At 44.4% G+C, this 22,693-nt stretch carries 13 protein-coding genes; 8 read left to right on the plus strand and 5 right to left on the minus strand.

The window, feature by feature from the left end; all coding sequences use genetic code 11:
* Positions 1-97 precede the first annotated feature (97 nt).
* Entirely contained in the window at positions 98-565 is a 468-nt protein-coding gene (locus tag ACIQ6T_RS07525; RefSeq protein ID WP_395785282.1) for a RidA family protein, read from the minus strand.
* A complete protein-coding gene (locus ACIQ6T_RS07530; protein ID WP_395785283.1) occupies positions 562-3,192 on the minus strand; it encodes an MGH1-like glycoside hydrolase domain-containing protein in 2,631 nt (876 codons plus the stop codon). Before ACIQ6T_RS07530 ends, ACIQ6T_RS07525 begins: the two co-directional genes overlap by 4 nt.
* Positions 3,193-3,341: 149 nt before the next feature.
* Here ACIQ6T_RS07530 and ACIQ6T_RS07535 point away from each other — a divergent pair, with 149 nt between their 5' ends.
* The 6 genes from ACIQ6T_RS07535 to ACIQ6T_RS07560 all read left to right on the plus strand — a co-directional run bounded on the left by ACIQ6T_RS07535 (position 3,342) and on the right by ACIQ6T_RS07560 (position 9,881).
* Positions 3,342-5,096 carry a DUF885 domain-containing protein gene (locus ACIQ6T_RS07535; RefSeq protein ID WP_395785284.1) on the plus strand — a complete coding sequence of 585 codons (1,755 nt, stop codon included), beginning with the start codon at positions 3,342-3,344 and terminating at the stop codon, positions 5,094-5,096.
* Positions 5,097-5,344: 248 nt separating this feature from the next.
* A complete protein-coding gene (locus tag ACIQ6T_RS07540) occupies positions 5,345-6,310 on the plus strand; it encodes a GSCFA domain-containing protein (protein WP_395785285.1) in 966 nt (321 codons plus the stop codon).
* Positions 6,311-6,352: 42 nt separating this feature from the next.
* Positions 6,353-7,423 carry an Mrp/NBP35 family ATP-binding protein gene (locus ACIQ6T_RS07545; RefSeq protein ID WP_395785286.1) on the plus strand — a complete coding sequence of 357 codons (1,071 nt, stop codon included), beginning with the start codon at positions 6,353-6,355 and terminating at the stop codon, positions 7,421-7,423.
* 4 nt (positions 7,424-7,427) lie between these two features.
* The gene (locus ACIQ6T_RS07550) at positions 7,428-7,673 is read left to right on the plus strand and encodes a NifU family protein (RefSeq protein WP_395785287.1); all 246 of its coding nucleotides are present in this window, start codon (positions 7,428-7,430) and stop codon (positions 7,671-7,673) included.
* Positions 7,670-9,361, plus strand: coding sequence for a D-alanine--D-alanine ligase (locus ACIQ6T_RS07555; RefSeq protein WP_395785288.1), 1,692 nt, complete (start codon positions 7,670-7,672; stop codon positions 9,359-9,361). The genes ACIQ6T_RS07550 and ACIQ6T_RS07555 overlap by 4 nt, the downstream gene beginning before the upstream one ends.
* A 1-nt stretch (position 9,362) precedes the next feature.
* Positions 9,363-9,881, plus strand: coding sequence for a YfiT family bacillithiol transferase (locus ACIQ6T_RS07560; RefSeq protein ID WP_395785289.1), 519 nt, complete (start codon positions 9,363-9,365; stop codon positions 9,879-9,881).
* Positions 9,882-10,077: 196 nt separating this feature from the next.
* Here the strand turns inward: ACIQ6T_RS07560 and ACIQ6T_RS07565 are convergent, their stop codons facing one another.
* Both ACIQ6T_RS07565 and ACIQ6T_RS07570 read right to left on the minus strand, forming a co-directional pair.
* A complete protein-coding gene (locus ACIQ6T_RS07565; RefSeq protein ID WP_395785290.1) occupies positions 10,078-10,524 on the minus strand; it encodes a SixA phosphatase family protein in 447 nt (148 codons plus the stop codon).
* Positions 10,521-11,009, minus strand: coding sequence for a gamma carbonic anhydrase family protein (locus ACIQ6T_RS07570; RefSeq protein ID WP_395785291.1), 489 nt, complete (start codon positions 11,007-11,009; stop codon positions 10,521-10,523). The genes ACIQ6T_RS07565 and ACIQ6T_RS07570 overlap by 4 nt, the downstream gene beginning before the upstream one ends.
* A 46-nt stretch (positions 11,010-11,055) precedes the next feature.
* Here ACIQ6T_RS07570 and ACIQ6T_RS07575 point away from each other — a divergent pair, with 46 nt between their 5' ends.
* A complete protein-coding gene (locus ACIQ6T_RS07575; protein ID WP_395785292.1) occupies positions 11,056-11,583 on the plus strand; it encodes a class I SAM-dependent methyltransferase in 528 nt (175 codons plus the stop codon).
* A gap of 41 nt (positions 11,584-11,624) precedes the next feature.
* Complete coding sequence (udk, locus tag ACIQ6T_RS07580; protein WP_395785293.1) at positions 11,625-12,245, plus strand: uridine kinase; 621 nt, start codon at positions 11,625-11,627, stop codon at positions 12,243-12,245.
* Between the two features lie 306 nt (positions 12,246-12,551).
* Here the strand turns inward: udk and ACIQ6T_RS07585 are convergent, their stop codons facing one another.
* Complete coding sequence (locus ACIQ6T_RS07585; RefSeq protein WP_395785294.1) at positions 12,552-22,628, minus strand: autotransporter-associated beta strand repeat-containing protein; 10,077 nt, start codon at positions 22,626-22,628, stop codon at positions 12,552-12,554.
* Between the last annotated feature and the right edge of the window lie 65 nt (positions 22,629-22,693).

Consider the following 22,693-nt stretch of genomic DNA (forward strand, 5'->3'; position numbering starts at 1 on the left):
AGACTGAAGTCTGGGGAAATCGGCGCAGAAAAGCGCCTCAAACTTTGGCAGTGCTGTAAGCTTTGCCAAAGAAAAAAAGACGCGAAGTATCTCGTCTCTACATGTCTAGCTCAAACATTGCCTCTATCTCCACCGGAATGTTATCCGGCAAAGTGCCCATACCTACCGCGGAACGAACTCCAATACCGTTTTCCTCCCCCCACACTTGGGCAAATAATTCCGAACAACCATTAATCACATAGGGATGACGCAAAAAGTCTTCCGTCGCATTGACCATGCCTAACACTTTGATGACACGTTTTATGCGATTCAATGAACCTAATTGTGCCTTTAGCGTCGCTAATATCGTCAATCCCACTTGTTGGGCCGCTAACTTCCCCGCCTCAATGTCCATATCGGCACCAATCCGACCAATAATCAAGGAAGCATCCGGCAACACAGGTCCGTGACCTGAAACGTAGTAGAATTCGCCCACTTGTAAACCGGGTTTGTAAACGCCTAAGGGTTTGGGTGCAGGTGGCAAAACAAGGCCTAAGGCCGCAAATCTTTCTTCTGGAGTACTCATGATTTAGTATGTAATTGTCTAATAATTTCAGCGATTAGTCCGGTCCAACCGGTTTGATGATTCGCTCCTAAGCCTTTCCCGGTATCCCCATCAAAGTACTCAAAGAACAAATGGGAATCATCATGCAATTTCTCATGCCCATCGTACATTGGAATGACTCCTTTTTCATTGGGAATGAACATGGCCAATAAACGCCTAGATACCCCTTCAGCAGCATCTTTGATGTTCATCATTTCGCCTGAATTAGTCGGAAATTCTACCTCATAATCTGTTCCGTAATATTCCGAAAACTTACTGAGTGAATCTAAAATCAAATAATTCATTGGGAACCAAATAGGTCCGCGCCAATTGGAATTTCCACCAAACATACTTCCCGTAGACTCCGCTGGCGTATAATCTACTTGCAAAGTTCCCCCATCAAAAGCAAATTTATATGGATGCTCCTTATGGTGTTTGGAAAGCGACCGAATCCCAAAATCAGATAAAAATTCCGTCTCATCAAACATCCGTTTCATGATCATTTTCATCCGATGTCCACGTAAAATAGATAACAAACGCGTCTCCCCTTTACCTGGTTCGTACCAGCGCGAAATCAATCCAGCTAAATCAGGGCGGTTGTTTAAAACCCATTCAACACGGCGTTTAAAGGCAGGTAGTTTTTCGAGCATTTCCGAGGTCAAAACTTCCACAGCAAAAAGTGGAATCAATCCCACCATCGATCGCACTTTGAGCAACTCCGCACTTCCATCCTGCTTATGCAACATGTCGTAATAAAACTGATCATCCTCATCCCACAAATTCAATTTATCCCCACCGATTGTCTGCATAGCGCCAGCAATATGTAAAAAGTGCTCGAAGAATTTGGATGCCATATCCTGATAAACCGGATTTTCAATCGCAATCTCACACGCAATACGCAACATATTTAGACTATACATGGCCATCCAACCCGTCCCATCCGCTTGTTCTAGGTGACCGCCGGTAGGTAATTGCGCCGACCGGTCAAATACCCCAATATTATCCATCCCCAAGAAACCACCACCAAAAATATTATCCCCTCCTTCATCTTTTAAATTCACCCACCAAGTAAAATTGAGTAATAGTTTATGAAAAATCCGCTCTAAAAAGACTACATCCCCTTTGCCCCCATTCATTTCCTTATCAATCTCATATACCTTCCAAGTCGCCCACGCATGCACGGGTGGATTTACATCGGAAAATGACCATTCATAGGCAGGAATTTGTCCGTTCGGGTGCATGTAATATTCGCGGAGAATAACGGCTAGTTGGCGCTTCGCAAAATCTGGATCCAACCGTGCCAAAGGCAAGGTATGAAATGCCAAATCCCAAGCCGCAAACCATGGGTATTCCCATTTATCCGGCATGGAGAGAATATTCGCCGCATACATATGGCGCCACGTGTTATTGCGACCAATTTTACGTGAAGCATCCGGTTTAGGCATAGCAGGATCACCTTTTATCCATTCGAACACATTGTAATAATACCACTGTTTGGTCCACAACATACCTGCATAGGCTTGTCGCTGTAGATTCTTTAAGTTTTCATCCTGAATTCCAGGCTGTAATTCCGTGTAAAATTCATCGGCTTCGCGCTTTCTTTGATCAAAAATTTGATCAAAATCAACAAATGGCTCACGCAAGGTTAGATTTGTCAAACGCAGGCGATACACTTTTGTGCCACCAGCTGGAATCTTATCCGCATATTTAACTGATGCCTTCGTTCCAATGTGATTCGGATTTACGGCATGCTTGTGTTTATTGACAATGTAATCATTAATGCCATCTTTGGTGAAATGGGACAAATTGGGGGAGCCGTGTAAACGCTCAAAATTGGTCTCATTATCACAAAATAAAAACTCATCGGGATCCTCCGCATATAATTTAAATCGACCCACAACGCGGTGATCCACTTCGATAAAAGAATGTCCAACACCAGTCAGCATTGGTTTATAGTTATACTTTTCATAGCCCCAGCACCAGGTATTTCGATACCAAATCGTAGGTAAAACGGTAATTGGCGCAGCTACTTTGGACCGATTGACTACCGTTATTTGAATCAATATATCTTGTTCATCGCCTTTCGCATATTCCATGGAAATATCAAAAAACTCATTGTTGGCAAAGATTCCGGTATCCATCAACTCGTACTCTGGCTCTAAACGCGTGCGTTTTTTACTTTCGTCTATCAGTTTTTGATAGGGATAGGTTTGCTGCGGATACTTATACAGCATTTTTTGATAGGAGTGCGTAGGTGTGGAATCTTGATAATAATATAATTCTTTGACATCCTCCCCGTGATTTGATTCGTTTCCTGTTAGGCCAAAAAAGCGCTCTTTTAAAATGTGATCGCGGTGATTCCAAAAGGAAAAGGCGAAACAAACATGCTGTTTATTATCTGAAATTCCCCCGATTCCCTCTTCGCCCCAGCGATAGGCTTTTGAACGGGCGACATCATGGGAAATAGTTTCCCAGGCATTTCCATTGGCCGAATAATCTTCACGAACCGTGCCCCATTGACGTTCCGTCAAATAAGGTCCCCACTTTTTCCAACCTTTATTATCATTGCGTAGACTCAGTCGTTCGCGTTCGGCCCCTTTATGTGACATAAATTTAAAAATGCTTAGGTAGTATGTGCTTGCAAGCTACAAATATAAAATTTTTGATGGAAAACTAATTTGGAGAAAAGGGACAATTAGAATGGCCATGTAGATGATATTCATCTTTCTTTTTATATTCGAAATTCTAAATCAAAAAAATGAAAAAACTCACTTACCTCTTGTGTCTTTTGGCCTTTGTATCCTGCAAATCGGGTGATGCCAAAAAAGAACTAAGTACACTTGTCGACTCCTATTACGAGGAACAATTAAAACTAAATCCCATTTCTGCGACAGCGAATGGAGATAATCGGTACAATGATCAAATGAACATCGACTTCACCGATGCGCATCGAGCAAAAATCAAAGCCCTTTTAGAAAAAACACAAACGAGTTTAAGCGCAATCAATCGGGACAAATTGGACGACAATGATCAGATTACCTATGACATCCTGAAACGTGACATCGAACTAGGATTAGAAGGCTTGACCTATCCGGATAACTTAATGCCGCTGAACCAATTTTACGGTTTCCATTTAACGTTTGCCCAACTAGGCAGCGGGTCTGTGTTGCAACCATTTGCCACAAAAAAGGATTATGAAAATTGGGAAAAACGGATGCACATCGGTGCGGCGTATATGGATTCAAGCATCGTATATTTCAAAAGAGGAATCGCTGCGAATATCGTTTTGCCAAAGGCTTTGGTCGAAAAGATAATTCCCCAATTGCAATCGTTTCAGGTAGTGGACGTTAAAAAAAGCACGTTTTACGGTCCTTTGAATAATTTCCCAAAGGATTTCACAGAGGCAGATAAAGCGAAATTCACCAAAGAATACACGCAGATTATTCAATCTGAAATCATCCCAGCGTACGGTAGACTTGCCCAATTTATACAAACGGAATACTTGCCTAAGTCGCGGCCAACAACCGGGATATCGGCGATTCCGAATGGAGCGGCTTATTACCAATACTTGATTAAAGTCTTGACGACAACCAATAAACCTGCGGATGAAATTTACCAAACAGGTTTATCTGAAGTGAAGCGCATTCGGACCGAAATGGAGAAAACAAAGCAAGCGGTTGGCTTCAATGGGACACTAGCTGAATTCTTTACCCACATGAAAACGGATCCTAGCTTTTATCCATACAAAACGCCAGCAGAGGTTTTGGCCGCTTTTCATACGATTCACAAGAAGATGGAACCATCGTTGAAAACGATGTTTGGTCGGGTACCCAAAACCCCATTTGAAGTTCGTCAAACCGAAGCCTTCCGTGCGGCATCGGCTTCTGCGGAATATTTCCAAGGATCTGAAGATGGTAAAAGACCCGGCATTTTCTATGTGCCTATTTTGGATGCGACCAAATTCAATACGACATCGGGCATGGAAAGTTTATTTTTACATGAAGCCATTCCTGGGCATCATTACCAAATTAGTCTCCAGCAAGAAAACGGCCAATTGCCTAAGTTCCGTCGCTTTGGTGGAAATTCAGCCTATGCAGAGGGTTGGGCGCTTTACACGGAAAGTTTAGGAAAAGAATTGGGATTATACACAGATCCATACCAATACATGGGCGCTTTGGGTGACGAAATGCACCGGGCGATTCGTCTAGTCGTGGATGCAGGAATGCACTCGAAAAATATGACCCGCGAAGAAGCCATTGCTTACATGATGTCGAATGAACCTATTTCTGAAGAGGGAGCCGTTGCGGAAATCGAACGCTACATGGCGATTCCCGCACAAGCGTTATCTTATAAGATTGGTGCTTTGAAAATTCGTGAGATTCGCGAACGTCTGAGTAAAGAAGTAGGTCCCAAATTCAAGCTTTCTAATTTCCATGACGAAATCCTGAAAGATGGCAATATGCCATTGGATGTGATGGAAAACAAGATGAATCGGTGGGCCAAAGGTTTGTAGAGACGAGATGCCTCGCGTTTATTTCTTTGGCAAACCTTTCAGGATTGCCAAAGTTGGCCCATGCATGGAAACAATAGACGCGATTCAAATCATGTAGAGACGCGATACCTCGCGTCTTAAACTAAACAGACGCGAAGTATCGCGTCTCTACAACAATAAAAAACAGACGCGAAGTATCGCGTCTCTACATAAGTCACAGAATTTCGTTTCAAACAAAAACGCGAAGCGTCGCGTCTCTACCAAATACTATGATCAATCTAACCACTACATTCTCCATCCCACGTTCGCCTTATTTGATTCGAGCGAACAGCCGCATTCTATGTATCGGATCTTGTTTTGCTGAAAATATGGGACAGCGATTAGCTGATTTACCATTAGAAGTATCAAATCAAGCATTGGGTACACTGTTTCATCCCTTGAATATTTTAAGGGGCTTGAGTCCACAAACCCTGCAACAGTCGGATTTGTATAAACAAGGTCATTTATATGTCCATCCCGATTTCCATTCGCAATTCATGGGTGAAAATCCGGAGGAGTTTATTACAAAATTGACCGAAATCAAAGCAAAGACCATAGCGTTTTTAGCATCCAGTCAATACCTAATTATCACATGGGGTACTGCCTTTTATTACGAAGATCAAGTGCTGGGTAGGGCGATTGCCAACTGCCATAAACAGGCATCTACTCGATTCATCAAAAAGCAAAGTACCGTGGATGAAATCTGTTTGGCTTACAAAAATTTCATCCTAAAAAATCCACATCTCAAAATTATTATCAGCGTATCGCCCGTCCGACATACACGTGATGGGATGCCGGAAAATGCAGTTTCAAAAGCAACGCTTCGATTAGCGGCGGATTTATTGGCGACCAAGTTCCCGGACCAGGTGATGTACTTTCCTGCCTATGAAATTATGCTAGATGAATTACGTGATTATCGGTTTTATCAAACGGATATGATTCATCCTACGGACCAAGCAATTGAATATATCTACAAGCGCTTCAAACAAACACACTTTGAAGATGCCCTCATGGAAATAGCGAAAAGGTGGCAAGAAATGATTGCTACCATCCAACATCGGCCGCATCTTTTGCAATATCCACAACATTGTGAAATTTTAAGACGACTCAGAAATGAAATTGAAATGGATCAATCAGGTCTGGATAAGTCCAAGCTTTACGCGAAAATAGACCAGCAACTATTGGCCTTATCTTGATAGAATGACGTATATTTGGCGTTTCAAAGGAAAGCAAGTTATATGGGCGAATTGAGTGTTACGAAAGAGATTATCATTGGTGCCTTGAGCACGGTACAAGAACCAGATTTGAAAAAGGATTTGGTGACCTTGAATATGATTAAAGATGTGGAATTGGGCGTCGGTGAAGTTCGATTCACCGTTGTATTAACCACACCAGCCTGTCCTTTAAAAGAGAAAATTCGCAAAGATTGTGAGGATGCCATTCATAATTTGGTCCATCCAGATTTAAAAGTGGTTATCAATATGACTGCTGAAGTGACGACACTCCAGCAACAAGATCCCTTGATTCCAGGAGTTAAGAATGTGATTGCGATTGCTTCTGGAAAAGGTGGGGTGGGTAAATCGACCGTAACAGCCAATTTAGCCATGGCCTTGAAAAAGGCAGGTGCCAAAGTAGGTATTTTAGATGCCGATATCTCAGGTCCATCAATTCCAGTCATGTTTGGTGCGGAGGATATGCAGCCCCTAGTGCAAGAAGTAAATGGGAAAAATCGCATTCAACCGATCAACCAATATGGCATTAAACTCATTTCAATGGGTTTTTTAGCACCTTCTGACAGTCCAGTACCTTGGCGTGGGCCGATGATGACACAGGCTTTGCGGCAATTCTTTGGTGATACAAATTGGGAAGAATTGGATTATCTATTAATCGATTTACCTCCGGGAACTTCGGATATACATTTGACATTGGTCCAACTTATCAAGGTGACGGGTGCGGTTATCGTAACGACGCCACAGAAAGTTGCTTTATCAGATGCGACAAAAGGATTACAATTTTTTAAGCAGGCAGGAATTAATGTGCCAATTTTGGGATTGGTAGAAAATATGGCTTATTTCACACCGGCTGAATTGCCGCAAAATAAGTATTACTTGTTTGGCCAAGACGGAGGAAAAGCGCTTGCAGCGAAATACAATGTACCTTTTTTAGGTGAAGTGCCTTTGGTACAAGCGATTCGTGAAGCAGGTGATTCTGGAAAACCGATTGCCGCAGATAATAGTCCAAGTGCGGAAGCATTTACGTCTATTGCAGCAAGTTTGGCCCAACAAATTGCGATTACTAACGCACAATAAAAACATGGAAAATCATCCTTTATACACGCGGGTTCAAGTAGCATTAGACAGCATTCGCCCCTATTTAATTGCCGATGGCGGGAATGTAGAAATCGTCGAAATTTCTACGGATAATATATTGAAACTTGCCCTGGTAGGAAATTGCCAATCATGTAATATGTCGGCCATGACCTTTCGTGCCGGGATTGAAGAAGCCATTAAACGCGAAGTCCCTGAAATCGTTTCAGTAGAAGAAATTAAAGACTTATGATGCGGATTGGAATATTTTTTGGGGGCCAAGCACGTGAACGCGAAATAAGTTTCGCGGGTGGAAAGACGGCGATGGCGCACATCAATAAAGCATTATTTACGCCTATACCGGTGTTTGTGGACGGTTTAGGGAATTTCATATTAATTAAGGAGGAGTTAATTTATCAGGAATCGATTCGGAATTTCTTCCCTCCTGTTGCATTCCAAACTGCCCCTTTTTCAGTTTACACAGAATCATTGACTGATTTGACTGACTATGATGCCATGATTGCGTCGATTGGCACGCAGATTAGCCCGGCTGAATTTTCAGCTCATTTTGATTTTGCATTTATCGCCATGCATGGACCAGGCGCAGAAGATGGAAGCATTCAAGGTTTACTAGAATGGTATAATATACCCTATTCTGGTCCTAGCGTACTTGGTTCGGCGATTGGAATCGATAAAGCCAAACAAAATCTTTGGTTGGAAAAGAGTGTCGGTTTAGATAAAAAATATTTTGTGTTGCAGCGGGCCGACTATGAAGCTTATGGTCGGGAAACGTTGTTTGAACAAGTCAAAAAAGCCATTGGTATTCCTTTTGTGGCGAAAGCGCCGCATCAAGGATCATCGATTGGTTTGGCATTTGTGAAGCAAGATTCATTAGATGATTTTGATCAAGCGATCAAAAAATGTCTATTTATACAAGAGATTCAACGGACGGATTGGTTGACTTATTCGGAGGATGACCAAGTCGCTTTGCTACAAAAAATGGTGAATTTGGATGAGGGAATTGGATTTCCTGTTCGGTTTAATCACCAAATCTATACCCATCCGTCAGCATTATTAACAGATTTACGCGAATATTTTACGCATACGGTAACGAAAGCCAGCATCCATTCGATTCATTCGGAAGATGCGGTCTTATTGGAGGCCTTTGTGAATGGAAATGAATTTAGTTGTGGGGTAATTCAGACGCCACGCGGTGAGGCGGTTGCCCTTCCCCCTACCGAAATTGTCATCGACGAATCGGTTGAGGTATTTGATTTCAATGCGAAATACAAATCAAAACTTACGCGTAAGCGCATCCCAATGGATGCTTCGTTGAGTCATTTGCAACTCATTCAGGAGCAAGTGAAGCAGGCGTTTGATGATTTGGGATTTGGTGTTTGTACGCGCATTGATGGTTTTTTACGTGCGGATGGTGTAATTGTATTACATGATCCCAATACGATTCCGGGGATGTCGCCTTCTTCATTGATCTTCAAACAAATGGCGGAGATTGGACTAACGGTCACGGATTCCATCACATATTTCATTCGTCAATCCATTCGGGAGCGTTTACGTACCGGAAAAAATTACCATACATTCCGGAAATTATTGGAGGGTTTAGATGCTGAAATCAAGAAGGTTTTAGCTGAAAAAGCTTTGCAGACTCCTGTGACGATTGTGATTGATACGGAGGATTTGGAGGGAAGTTTTGAATCGGCACGTGCCCAAGCCGCATCATTAGCAGCACAAGGAAATGTGGCGTATCAAGTGGTGATGCCCGTAGAAATGGAAGAAGGGACGGTTGAATATCCTGTTCATGTGGCGCAATTAGCCAAAGAAAGTGGCAAAGAATTTTTTGAAAGTATTCATGCAGGCGTTCATCCACTGATTGCGCATACGCGTCAGGCAGGTGCTGAAATCACTGCTTTTTATACGCATTAATATGGAATTAAATCCGTTGCAATATCCGATCGGCAAATTTGCTGCTCCTGAAATCATCACTCCGGCTTTACGTCAGGAATGGATTCAAACCATTGCGGATTTACCAGGCCAACTGGCAACTTTATTGGACGGAGTAGATGAAACCTTGTTGGCAAAACCTTACCGGGAAGGTGGGTGGTCGGCCCGCAAAGTGATCCATCATCTATACGACAGTCACATTAATAGTTACATTCGTTTCAAAATGGCGTTGACGGAGGACAACCCAACGATCAAACCATACGACGAAAACACGTGGGCGGAGATGCCGGATGGCAATGAAGCTCCAATCGCCTGGTCGATTGAAGGCATCAAATACATTCATTTGCGCTGGGTTTACTTAATGGAAACGATGGGTGAGTCGGACTGGTCGCGCACTTATTTTCACCCGGAGCGTGGGATTACCTATCGACTCGACCGAGTGCTAGGAATTTATGCGTGGCACTGCGTGCATCATTTGAAGCACATTCAATCAGTCATATAGACTCTAGAAGTTGGACGTTAGACGTTATTTTTCCTTCGGACTGACGACTCCGGACTAACGACTAGCGACTGATGACTTTCTTTTTGTTCCACGGTGCCGTGGTATTCCTAGCCATATCGATGGCCAAACCAATCATCAAAAGGGTAAATAAAATAATAACCCAGCGGAATATTTTTTGGTTTTTCATCTGTTTCAGTTAAGCGTCAAATTTTAATGTGGCACTATCTTGGGTGACTTCCGCCCAGGCGTGTAAATTTGGCCACTGTAAATGAACACAATTTGCGGTTTCCATGTTTCGAGTTTCGCCTAAAAAATAGGAGGCGACATAGGAAATTGAAGGATTATGTGCGACCAAGTAAATGACAGGACTTTCTTGTTTAACTAACTCCTGGACATACTGAGGACCTGTCGCATGATACCAAAAGTCCGAAAACACCCCTTTTTCATCCGAGAGTACCTCGAACGTTTCACGCGTACGAACGGCGTCCGAAACTAACCAAATCCCTTGGGGCATAGCTGCGTTATTAATCTTTTGCGCTAACTCATTGGCTTCTTCAATTCCTTGACTGGAAAGTTTCCGAGCTTCGTCGGGACTTGTATAAGGTCCCGCATGGGCATGTCGGATGAGGATTAATTCGATCATGATTTGATTAATGGGAATTCGCCTGCAGCATGTTTGGCACCCATCTTAATGTAGTGGTCAGCACCGTGTTTTAATGATTCGATTTGCGTCTCATTTAAGGTTTTAACAACCTTCGCAGGCGAACCTAGGACCAAAGAATAATCCGGAATTTCCATTCCAGCCGTAACTAAAGCGTGAGCGCCGATGAGGCAGTATTTGCCAACTTTGGCACGATTCAATACGGTGGCGTGCATGCCAACTAAAGATCCTTCGCCGATTTCAGCCCCATGAACAATGGCGGAATGGCCAACGGTTACGCGGGCGCCAATGATGGTTTTATCGCCTTCATCTGCATGTAGAACGGCATTATCTTGAATGTTGCAGCCATCGCCTAAATGTATTTCCTCAACATCTCCGCGGATGACCGCACCGTACCAAATGGACACGTCTTTTCCGATGATCACGCGTCCCATGACGCTCGCTGTGGGTGCAATAAAAATAGCCATCCGATTCTTTTTTTGCCAAAGATAAACCATTTTGATAATTTGCTACATGAAGAAAACTTTATATGAAGTTGGCAACTGGTCCCCCACCGATTGCATTTTATCGCTAGGTTGTGGGGCCGCGTGGTGGGAAATCAAGCAAACCATGGAGCAAGAGGCGGGGGAGTTACTTCTATTAGATAGCAATAAAGACGTCTTAAATTGGCCAGATTTGGATGAGGCCATCGCCTATTTTGAAGAACAATACGGAAAAAAAGCGACGACCCCTGCATCTATATTCCTTGCAGATGCAGCCCAAATTCCGCTCTCTGATGAGACTGCTGATCAAATTTGGCTATTAAATTCATTACATGAACTAGATAACTTGGAGGCTGTTTTAGCTGAAATAGACCGTGTTTTAAAGACAGATGGCTGCGTGATTGTGGAAGAAATTATGACTGGGGGAGTGCATGAAGGATGCGGAAAACGTTTGTTTACACGTTCGGAAATCGTCGGCCTATTTGCTTCGCATGACTTGCATGTTGTGTATGAAGGGTCTAAAGATGAAGAGGCCGACTACATAAAATTCGGCCGATGAGGCTTGATTCCTAGCGATGGTTTTCGCAAATTTGTAGCTTCATGAGCAGCATTAATAAACCTTATATTATTGGAATTACCGGAGGGAGTGCTTCGGGAAAAACACTATTTTTAAAGCGCCTGATGGAGCAATTCCCATCTGATGAAATATGTTTATTATCGCAGGACAATTACTATCGTCCAATTGAACATCAGACAAAAGATCACAATGGAATCGAGAATTTCGATTTACCGGGGGCGATCGATGACGAAGCATTTGCGGCCGATGTTGAAAAATTACGTGCTGGAGAGGTAGTTTCACGTGCGGAATACACCTTCAATAATTCAACAAAAGTTCCCAACATGTTACATTTTTATCCCCGCAAAATATTAGTTGTGGAGGGAATATTTGTGTTTCATTTTCCGGATGTGGCTCGGCTATTAGATTTGAAAATTTTTATAGATGCCAAGGATAAGATTAAACTTGAGCGTCGGATCAAACGTGATAATGAGGAGCGTGGGTATGATTTACAAGATGTGATGTACCGCTGGAAATACCACGTTAAGCCTACGTATGAGCAGTATATTCGACCGCATAAACGATCGTGTGATATTGTGATTCCCAATAACGGTCATTTCGAGAAGGGCCTAGAAGTCATTGTTCACTTTTTACGCGGCCGGTAGACGCTGCCGGGGTCTACGACCCCGGCAGCGTCACTCCACTAACGCGCTAAAACAAACTTTAGTATCTACCTAATTTCGAATATTGATTAGTTGGCAATTCCCCTACCAATCGCCCAAATAGCCACTTTTCAAACCTGACTCCCGCTAAAAAAACCAATTACTTGATAAACTGAGGCATCCTTTTTTACGTAAAAAAGGCACTTGTAGACTGATATTCTACACCTCGCACACAATTTACCCATCCACGAAATCGTTACGGGAAGTGACGCTGCCGGGGTCTGCGACCCCGGCAGCGTCTACCCCCACCTACTGCGCATAATCTGGCACAATTTCATTACTGCCTAGTTGGACCGACTCATGCAATGTCCCATCTGCATCATTTACAAATTTAAATTGAGCTAATAACGCTAGACTTAGCCGCAGGTTAACTATTAACTTTCCAGCAGTCCCCGGGAAACCGGTAAAGTTGATCTGACCGTATTGATTAATCCCACCCGCAGAACGTAAAACCCCATTTAATGTCACATAGCGCGACGAACTTGTTTGTAACATTCCTGTATCCTCCACATTGGGCCGTTGGCCACCCGCAGGAATACTAAAATCACCCTCCCAACCATTCACTTGTAAAATCTTGCCAGGAGTAAATGTTCCTGGACCAATAAAGGTCATTCGATGCACACCTGACCCAAAAACCAACCTTGAATCTTCATTCAGATGAATCAATCCAGCTGTTTCTGTAAAACCTTCGGTTCGTAATAATCCGCCATTGAAATAAAATGCACTTGCATTTGGAATAACTTCATTCGCCCCTAATGCCAATATTCCCGAACTAACTTTCGTATATCCAGCATAGTTATTTGCTCCACTCAATGTAAGGATCCCATCACCCCATTTTTCCAACATACCCAAACCGGAAATAATGCCCGCCATTTTTACATGACCCAGAGCAGCCACTTTCCCAACCTTCAACAAAAACCCTGCCGTTGAAACTCCACCCGATATCCGCAACTCATCGACATCCGCAGAAACCACAGCAGCGGAACCCAAAGTCACAGGACCTGTCCACGTATTAAGTCCAGATACACTCGCCAATGCCCCATCGCCAGCAACCATCGAACCATTAATTGTTAAAGGTTCTGCAGCCATTGTCACCCCACCACGCAATTGCAAACTCGCTCCTGATGTAACCGATGTACCCACCGCCGTAGAACCAAGTGCATTCGCAGATTCCACAAAAACCTTACCCGCAGATACGGTCGTTAAACCCGAATAACTGTTATTCCCACGTAGCAACAAAGAACCTGTCCCATCTTTCGACAAAGTAGAAGTACCTGAAATTGCACCCAAAACTTCATGATTCGACACACCACCAAAAGTCAATCCAATCGAATTAGCAACCGTTCCAGAAATCCCCAGCACCCCAGCATCCGAATTCATCCGCACCGCCAGCGTACCCAAGGTAATCGGCCCAGCAAACATATTCGTACCCGAAATATTCCGAAGAGCACCGAGAGCTCCAACTCCCGTTCCATTCAACGTTAAAGGTTCCGCCGACACCGAAATACCACCGTCCAACTGCAAACTCGCACCATCCGAAACCACCGTCCCTAACGAACTAGCCCCTAATCCATTCGCATGCTTCAAGCGAATGATACCCTGCGAAATCGTCGTCAAGCCCGTATAGGTGTTCGCAGTACTCAATTCCAAAATACCTGTCAAACCATTTTTCACAAGTGCTATACCTCCTTCAATAGAACCCGCAAAAGCAGTCGTCAAACTCGGATTAGTATAGCTCAATGTCAATGTACCCCCATTCCGAATCGTTCCCGCACCCGCAATCGAACCCACCGTCTCACTAAATCCACCCATATCCCAAACAGCACCCGATGCCACCGATACATCCGCAAAATCCCAAATACTGGTTGCGGTCATTAACTTCAACGTACCTGCATTAATGGAAACTAATGGTGTTTGGTTTGCTACGCCTTCTGTAGCAAATCCTCCATAACTGTAATTTCGCAGCAGGAATGTCCCTGAACCGTTCTTAACAAACCCGCCTGCTTTCACAATACTTGTTGACGTCTGTCCCAAATTCTGCCCACTCGATTCCGGCAAAGCATCCGTTTCAACCGTCAAAATTCCCGGAAAAGCATTTAATAAATTTGTTCCCGCCTGCGAGGTGATATTGGCATTCGCCGTAATCCCTAAAGGCCCAATCAAAGTTATATTTCCTCCATTTCCCCCACCCGAATTCGTAAAGGTCGACGCATTATTCCCTCCCGTTGCCGTCAAGGCTCCGTTTAACATAATGCCTCCCACTGCTTTTAAGGTGATATTTCCAGCACTTCCAGCCCGCGAAGCGGAAATGTTCGACGTTAAATTCCCGGAAGATGTATTGATTGAACCAGCCGCAGATACGGTAACATCCCCCGTCAATGACACAAAATAGGCCTCTATACCCGGATAGGCAAGCGCAGCAGTCGTAGAACCTAAGGTCATACCTGCAAATACATTTACGGTCCCACGTGCAGTTAAAGTCAGTTTTCGTGCGGAAGCCGATGCATTGGATGCCGATAAGGCCCCGGTTACAATGATCGCACCCGACTGCGTTCCCGACCCATTCGATGTCAAAACAGACACATCACCAGTAGCCAATTTAGTCTGAACCTCGACCACATTTAATATCGCATTATCCGTATTGGGAGTAAACGTGTGAACACCTCCAACCAATGCACTCCACACACCATTACTCGGTGTTGCCGTACTCACAATCACATTGCTATAACTTGTTGGATTGATCACCATGTTATCACCCGGCACGATCTCAAACGTTCCATCCGTCAACATATGCGCATAATGATTCGTAGGTATCGGACTCTCAAACAAGATTTGGTCAAGCACGTAGGTACTGACAGATGACGTGAATCTCACCCGACCTACCGTACCAGAAGTTTGATTTGAATAATCACCCTGCCAGCCTAGGATACGCAATCGCTTGAAATCGAACAGTTGGCTGACACCTGAAAAGGTCAAATAATGTGAACTTGTTGTTCCTAGATCCAACACGGAATTGGCGGTTAAATACAGCATTCCAAGCGTATTGGAATAGTTATTTGTCGCCAAAGTTCCTCCATTGAAATAGAAAGCACTGGCAAGCGGAAGAGCCTGGGCAATCCCTAATTGGATCTTTCCTGCCGACAAACGTGTTAGGCCTGAATAACTGTTTGCTGCATTCAATGTGAGGCGATTTAAACCAGTTTTCTCCAGAGAGCCTACTCCAGAAATCACCCCGGAAACAAGTATATTACCCACGCCCGTAGAAGAACCCAATGTCAAAATAACTGGATTGGAAACGGCCGACAAACTCAAATCACTTTCCGCATTGATGTACACGGATGAACCTCCAATTGTAATTAATCCTAGATACGTATTCGACCCATTAATGGAACGCAAAGCCCCAACCCCTGTCGCCGTTGCCCCACTTAAGGAAAGGGCTTCAGTCGGTATCGTAATACCCCCATCCAAAATCAAACTCATACCCGAATTCACTGTGGTAGAACCTGAAACAGCACCCAACGCATTGTTATGTTGGAGCACCAGCGCTCCCGCTGAAACCGTCATCGTACCCGTAAAGGTATTATCGCCACTCAAGATTACATTTCCCGCACCACTTTTCGCCACATTTGCCGTTCCTGAAATTCGTCCCGCATAGGTATGCGCAATCGCCCCATCCCAAGTCAACGTACCCACAGAAACAAGATTACCTGAATGTGTCAAACTTGTTCCGGCTCCACCTAGCGTCACATTCCCCCCCATCGTCAGGGTGCCCTGCATCGTAAAATTCCCAGCGTCCACCCGAATGGATGTCGGTGTGGAACTCGTCGTAATGGAACCAAGCCAACTATTATCCCCACTCCTACTGATTAATGACCCTAACGAACCTAATCCAACACCCGATAGTGTTATGTTTTCTGATATCTGAACCCCACCTGCGACTTGTAGCACTGCACCCGACGCAACGGTTGTGGCCCCAAAAACATCCCCTAACGCATTATTATTCGTTGCCAAAATACCTCCCGCATTCAACAAAGTCGCCCCCGAATAGGTATTCGAATTTGACAAGGTTAAAATTCCCACTCCATTTTTGGTCAAGGCCAAAACCCCCGAACCATTTTCCAACAATCCACTAAAACTACTAGCCAAATTATTCGCTCCCACCGTCAATAAACTCGTTGCCACACCACCATTACGGATGATCCCCGAACCTGCGATGTTATGAACCGTCTCGCTAAAATCCTTCATTTCAAAAGTACCCGAAGCATTCACCGTCAAAATACTCGTGTTCGTCACGGACTCGGATGCGCCTAATCGCAAAGTACCCGCATTCACCGTGGTGTTTCCCGTATAGGTATTCGTGCCTTTTATAACGAACACCCCAGCTCCTTCTTTGGTCAGATTCAGTCCATTGAATATTCCGGCCGACTGCCCATCGTTCACCCCACCACCGGTGGTTGGCGTTGTATTTTCCGTTTGAACGATGACAGAACCTGAAATACCATTCCCACCTACGGACGTTCCTCCATTATTGGATACATTAGCCAGCATCGTTATACCGCCCGAGCCTTTTAATAAAATTGCCCCTCCATTTCCAGCAACATAACTCGCCGAATTACTCCCCCCAACGGCTGATATGGCACTCGAAATCCGCAAATTTCCTAAAGCTTCTAAACTAATATCTCCCGCCGCAGGAATCGTAGATCCCGATGATGACGAATTCGTATTGGTCGACAAAGTCCCTATTACACTGATATCCTTCGCCGCTTGGAAAATCAGATTAGTTCCCCTACTCATCGCCCCTGCAGGACCATATGTTAAATTTTTATTAATCCAAATATTCGCCCCAGCATTGACCGTTTGTGTATACGTTGCCAAAGGATTTCCCAAAGCAGGCATATTCACATCAAATAAAACTGATCCAAATTGCGTACCCGTTGGGCTTGCCGTATTGATCACCACCGAATTTGTGGCCAATAAACCTCTTAACTCTGTGGCATTAATAAGCGCATTGTCATCCGAAGGTGTGAACGTATAGATACCGGATGCTAATACAAAAGCTCCGTTCGATCGCACTTCATCCGAAATTCGAATATTACTATGGCCAGTCACATTCGTAACATCTGCCATGGGAACTAATTCCCCTGTTGCTAATTGTGTTGTATAATGGGTACTTGGGCCAGCTGCATTATAGAATCGAATTTGGTCCAATTTCTCCCGAATTAAGAAGGGTGAATTCCCCCAGAAAATCTGCCCATCTGTCCCGCTTGTTCCGGAACCATACGGCCCTACCCAGCCGTTAATTCGTAATTTTCTGAAGTTAAAATCCCCCATCGCGTTGAAGGTTAAGGCATGAACCCCCGAACCTAAGGTAATCAGTGAATGATTCGTTACGTGTAAAGTCCCAATAGTTTCTTGATAGCCGTTTGTCTGAAATTCCCCACCATCCAAAAACATCACACCCGTGTTAGCAATGGATTCATTGGCGGCTAAACGTAAAATTCCAGCGCCCACTTTGGTATACCCCAAATAGGTATTTTGTGCACCAAATTCCACCGTACTCAATCCTGTTTTATCAAATGCCCCTGCTCCCGAAATAATTCCATTAAAACGCAAGATCGTTGCGCTCGTTGGCAATCCTACATTCAAAATAGTACCCGAATTCACCACATTTCCACCAATCACCAAATCAGATTCCGGAAGTATGGTATTCGTTGTTCCACTCAAATTAACAGTTCCATTCCATGCATTTGCTCCAGCTTGTGACACCAAACTCGCGACACCCGATGCTGAACCCGTCAGATTCAATACCTCACTCGCCACCGTAATGCCACCGGGTAAAATCAATTTAGCTAGCGCAGCAACGGTGGTCGCACCTGAACCTAAGCCAAGTGCCTGGTTGTTTGTAATCGTCATCGTACCCACTTCCACCGAAACAGCTCCGGTAAATGTATTTTCATTCGAAAGCGTGATATTTCCTAGGCCTCGTTTGGTTAATGTACCCGCTCCACTAATAATTCCTGAAATAGTAGCCTCTGATATCCCATTAACAAGTTGGCCCACCGCCGCATTCACATTGCCCGCAATATTCAATTGCGAAGTACCGGTTCCCAGATAAGTCAATGTCACCGTTGGCACACTAATTTCTCCATTCAAATTCAATCCAGTTGATTCCACTTTAATCGTCGAAGCGACAGTACCAGTCGTCACCCTACCCCCAATCGTCACAATCCCCGTTTGAATTTGCAAGGCACCATTCGCGGAAATGCCCGTACCTGCGACCGTGAAGTTTTCAGTTCCAAAATTCAACGGACCTTTTAATTGAGCGACAGCTCCCGAAAGAACGGATACCCCACCGGCATTCGAACCAAAGGCATTGACTTGGGAAGCAATCCAGGTTCCGCCGCCAACGGTGGTGGCACCCGAATAGGTATTGGCGAATGTTGGCTCAAAAGTTCCCGTTCCCATTTTTGTTAGGGATAAAATTCCAGCACCATCTTCGATCAAACCACTAAAAGTTGTATTGACATTATTCGACCCAAACGTCAACAAGGACGGACCCAACAAGGAGCTACGAATCGTACCCGCACCACTCAAACCCGCGAGCGTCTCACTCCACCCAGCCAAATCGAAGGTTGTTCCGGATGCTATCACCATGGCACTCGTATTCGGTATGGATTCTGAAGCCCCTAAAATAATCATACCTGTATTTAACATGGTGGCACCTGTATACGCATTTTCCCCTTTTAACTGCAAGGTCCCAAGCCCATTTTTAATGAGGGAAGCTCCCGTGATGACACCACTGGTTTGGCCTTCGTTATCCACGGTAGCAGTCATCGTATTTTGTATGGTCACGTTACCTCCAGCACCCCTATTCGATATACTATAGGATGACAAGCCGCCAGCTGCCACTAAATTTCCAGCGACGGACAATCCCGCGGCCTGTAAATTTAATATGCCAGCAGCCCCTCCAAAACCGGCAGCATTTGTACTTGTATTCGCTCCTCCAGCCGTGGAAATAGAACCGGTCGTCGCCACGTAAATCCCGGCACCCGCCACCAGGGTGATGGCTGGACTGGCCAAAATACTGTTCGAGGCAACATTGGTAGCAACAGGGCTCACACTTAATGCGGCATTGATTCGAATGTTTTGACCAGCCGTGAAACTAACACTCGGCGCACGACTTGAGGTAGGAGAAGTTGACCCTATCGACATATTTTGATTAACATGTATATCGCGAGCAGCCGTCACCGTAAATGATCGAACAGTCGTATTATTGTTCGTCACGGTGAAGGCCTCATCAAATAAAATCGCTCCAGCTTGCCCCCCATTCGCAAAAGCGGTGTTAAGTACTACATTGGACGTTCCCAAATTCGTTTGTAACTCCAAGAAATTAATATTCGCATTGTCATCGTTCGCTGAAAATGTGTTCGTGGACCCAGCAAGTGCCCATGCCCCATTGGATGTTGGCTCATTCGAAACGCGAATATTTACCTGGCCGGATACCACATTGGCCGCTCCTGTTGGTATAATTTCACCATCCGACAATTGTAAAGGGGCATATTTGGCATTTCCATTCGACTCATCGATGAAGCGAATCTGATCCAATTTATCACGAACTAAGAAATTTGAATTTTGAATAAAAACTTGACCAGCTGTACCTGGAGTTCCTCCATTAAATACCCCTTCCCATCCGAGAATATTGAGCATTCTAAAATAGAAGGTACCTAAGGTATTCGCACGCAAAATATGTGGCGTTGAAGGTCCAAGTCGGATACTCGAATTAGCCGTAATATTGAAAGTCCCTAAGGTTTCATTAAATCCATTTGTATTTAACTCACCCCCATTCATGGTGAAAATATTATCGGGAATCACATTTGCGGCACCTAGTTTCAGTGACCCGCCATTCACTTTGGTATAACCCAAATAGGTATTCAGCCCTTGTAACGTTAATTCATTCGTTCCCGTTTTTTCCAATGCGCCCGTACCGGAAATATTGCCGCTTAGGAGTATATTGGCCGTGCCCGTTCCAGTTGTTCGGCCAACTGTTAAACTCGTCGCATTATTCAGAATATTTCCAGAAATCTCCAAACCCGATTCGGCATTGAAATAGACCAAAGTCCCTCCAAGGGTTATATTACCAGACCAAGAATTTAACCCATTGATACTGCGCAAGGCACCATTGCCCGTGGAACTTGCCCCGCTTAGCGTCAGTGATTCTCCATCAATGGCTAAGCCTCCATCGAGGATCAAACTCGCCCCTGAATTCACCGTTGTTCCAGCTGCATTCGACCCCAATGCGGTGGCATGTTTGATCGTTAAATTTCCAGCTAAGAAAGATACCGCACCACTAAAGGTATTGGCTCCACTTAATTCCATGGAACCAGCATCGGTTTTTGTTAGTCCACCGGTCCCCGACAAAATCCCGCCAAATTTCAAACTAGTCCCTTGCACGACAGTTGTCAGGGTTTGATTCAGCGTTACATCCCCAGTCTGATTCCATGAACCCGAAACAATGAACATCCGACTTGCGGCCGCGGTACTTATAGGACCTGCCCAAGATACGTCGCCACTCACTAAACGTAAAGCTCCAGCTGAAGAAATACCCGTTCCTGAAATAGTCAAAGATTCATTTGCCACCGTCATGCTACCTTGAACTTCCAAGGCCGCACCTGATGCCACCACAGTCCCTTGAGCATCAGTACCCAAACCCAAAGCATTGGTCATGTTGACTTTACCAGCCGTAACAGTCATTAAACCAGAGAAGGAATTGGCTTTGGTTAAATTCCAAGTTCCTGTTCCCTCTTTGGTGATATGAACCGTACCTGTTCCATCTTGAATAACTCCATTAAATGTGGCCATGGTAGCTTCCTTTCCAGTAATTAACACGGAATTAGACAGCCCTACACTACGGACAATTCCTGAGCCCGTTAAATTTCCAATGGTCTCCGAAAAATCACCTAATTCCAATACATTAGACGAACTAGAAAGGGTAACGGAACTTAAATCAGGGATGACATTCGCTGCCCCTAAGCGCAAGGAACTTGTCTCTGCTACCACCGTCGATCCGGTATAATCATTGGCCCCCTTGAATTGGTAAATACCTGAGCCATATAAAGTTAGGTTAGCCCCACTAATCTTACCGAGTTGGCCATCATTATCGCCCCCCACCGTTAGGCTGGTCGCATTTGTTCTCAATTGAACATTCAACGAGGTTCCCATAAAGTTACTTCCTGTAACCGAGGATCCTCCATTTGCTAATAGATCCCCACCAATACTTAGACCTCCTAGCGCTGTAATTGAAATAGCACCTGCGTTACCGCCTCGGTAACCAAAAAAGCTATTATTGACCCCCTTCGTACGGATGGATTTACCTGAAGCTAGATTAAATGAACCGCCAGCCGTAATTTCCATGTTTGCACTAGGAAATGGAGTTCCTCCATAAGACAGATCAGCCGCCGAAGTCGTAAAATTTGCATTAAAATGAACATCACCGACACTATTTAAGCGTAATTCAATTCCGCCTACTGTGGCAGGTTGTGTAGAAAATAGGCTCATGGGCTGATTGAGTTGAAAATCAGCTCCCGCATTAAATGTCAAATAGCGAGATGCCACACCTGTGTAAACTGGGGCAATCGGTTCATCTACCACAATAATCCCGGCTTGGGATGCACTCGCCAAACTCGAATTGATAACCACCCACCTGAAATTCGTAAATTTTCCAGCCAACAAATTCAAATCCCCGGCATTGATATTGGCATTTTCATCGCTTGGATTAAATGTATTTACATTTCCTGCTAAGGTCCAAACCCCATTCGACGTAGGTTCATTCGAAATACGCACATTGGCCCTTCCTGTCGTAGCATTTGCTGCACCTGTAGGAACTACTTCTCCACTCGCTAAATGAATAGGCGCATGTTTGGCTAATGCTGCCGTAAAGAAGCGAATTTGATCTTTTTTATCTTGCGTAAGTGTCGCGCTTGAGCCGATAAAGAACTGACCTGCTGTTCCACTTGTCCCGGCAGAAAAATTGCCTTCCCAACCATAAATTTGTAGCATTTTAAAATTAAAACTGCCCAAAGCCCCTACCCGAAGCGCATGCGATGTGGTGGATCCCAATAAAATGGATGAATTTGCACTCACACTTACGTTGGCAAGCGTTTGATCAAACCCATTCGTCTGCAATTCTCCTCCGTTTAAACTTAACGAATTGGTGATTTTAATCGCATTCGCGACACCTAATCTCAGATTACCCGCGGTTATTTTCGTTGAACCCGAATACGTATTGGCGGCGTTGAGACGTAGACTCCCTGTCCCTGTTTTTTCCAAAGCACCCCATCCAGAGACAATGCCATCAATTGTTAAATTTCCCGTAGAAGCAGCGGTTCTTCCTG

Source organism: Aquirufa sp., from assembly GCF_044377215.1.
Taxonomy (GTDB): domain Bacteria; phylum Bacteroidota; class Bacteroidia; order Cytophagales; family Spirosomataceae; genus Aquirufa.

Bases quoted from the DNA above. Each gene is read 5' to 3' on its own strand.
- ACIQ6T_RS07550 (WP_395785287.1), top strand. From the start codon at position 7,428: ATGGAAAATCATCCTTTATACACGCGGGTTCAAGTAGCATTAGACAGC.
- ACIQ6T_RS07570 (WP_395785291.1), bottom strand. From the start codon at position 11,009: ATGGCTATTTTTATTGCACCCACAGCGAGCGTCATGGGACGCGTGATC.
- ACIQ6T_RS07525 (WP_395785282.1), bottom strand. From the start codon at position 565: ATGAGTACTCCAGAAGAAAGATTTGCGGCCTTAGGCCTTGTTTTGCCA.
- ACIQ6T_RS07575 (WP_395785292.1), top strand. From the start codon at position 11,056: ATGAAGAAAACTTTATATGAAGTTGGCAACTGGTCCCCCACCGATTGC.
- ACIQ6T_RS07530 (WP_395785283.1), bottom strand. From the start codon at position 3,192: ATGTCACATAAAGGGGCCGAACGCGAACGACTGAGTCTACGCAATGAT.
- ACIQ6T_RS07535 (WP_395785284.1), top strand. From the start codon at position 3,342: ATGAAAAAACTCACTTACCTCTTGTGTCTTTTGGCCTTTGTATCCTGC.
- ACIQ6T_RS07545 (WP_395785286.1), top strand. From the start codon at position 6,353: ATGGGCGAATTGAGTGTTACGAAAGAGATTATCATTGGTGCCTTGAGC.
- ACIQ6T_RS07555 (WP_395785288.1), top strand. From the start codon at position 7,670: ATGATGCGGATTGGAATATTTTTTGGGGGCCAAGCACGTGAACGCGAA.
- udk (WP_395785293.1), top strand. From the start codon at position 11,625: ATGAGCAGCATTAATAAACCTTATATTATTGGAATTACCGGAGGGAGT.
- ACIQ6T_RS07540 (WP_395785285.1), top strand. From the start codon at position 5,345: ATGATCAATCTAACCACTACATTCTCCATCCCACGTTCGCCTTATTTG.
- ACIQ6T_RS07560 (WP_395785289.1), top strand. From the start codon at position 9,363: ATGGAATTAAATCCGTTGCAATATCCGATCGGCAAATTTGCTGCTCCT.
- ACIQ6T_RS07565 (WP_395785290.1), bottom strand. From the start codon at position 10,524: ATGATCGAATTAATCCTCATCCGACATGCCCATGCGGGACCTTATACA.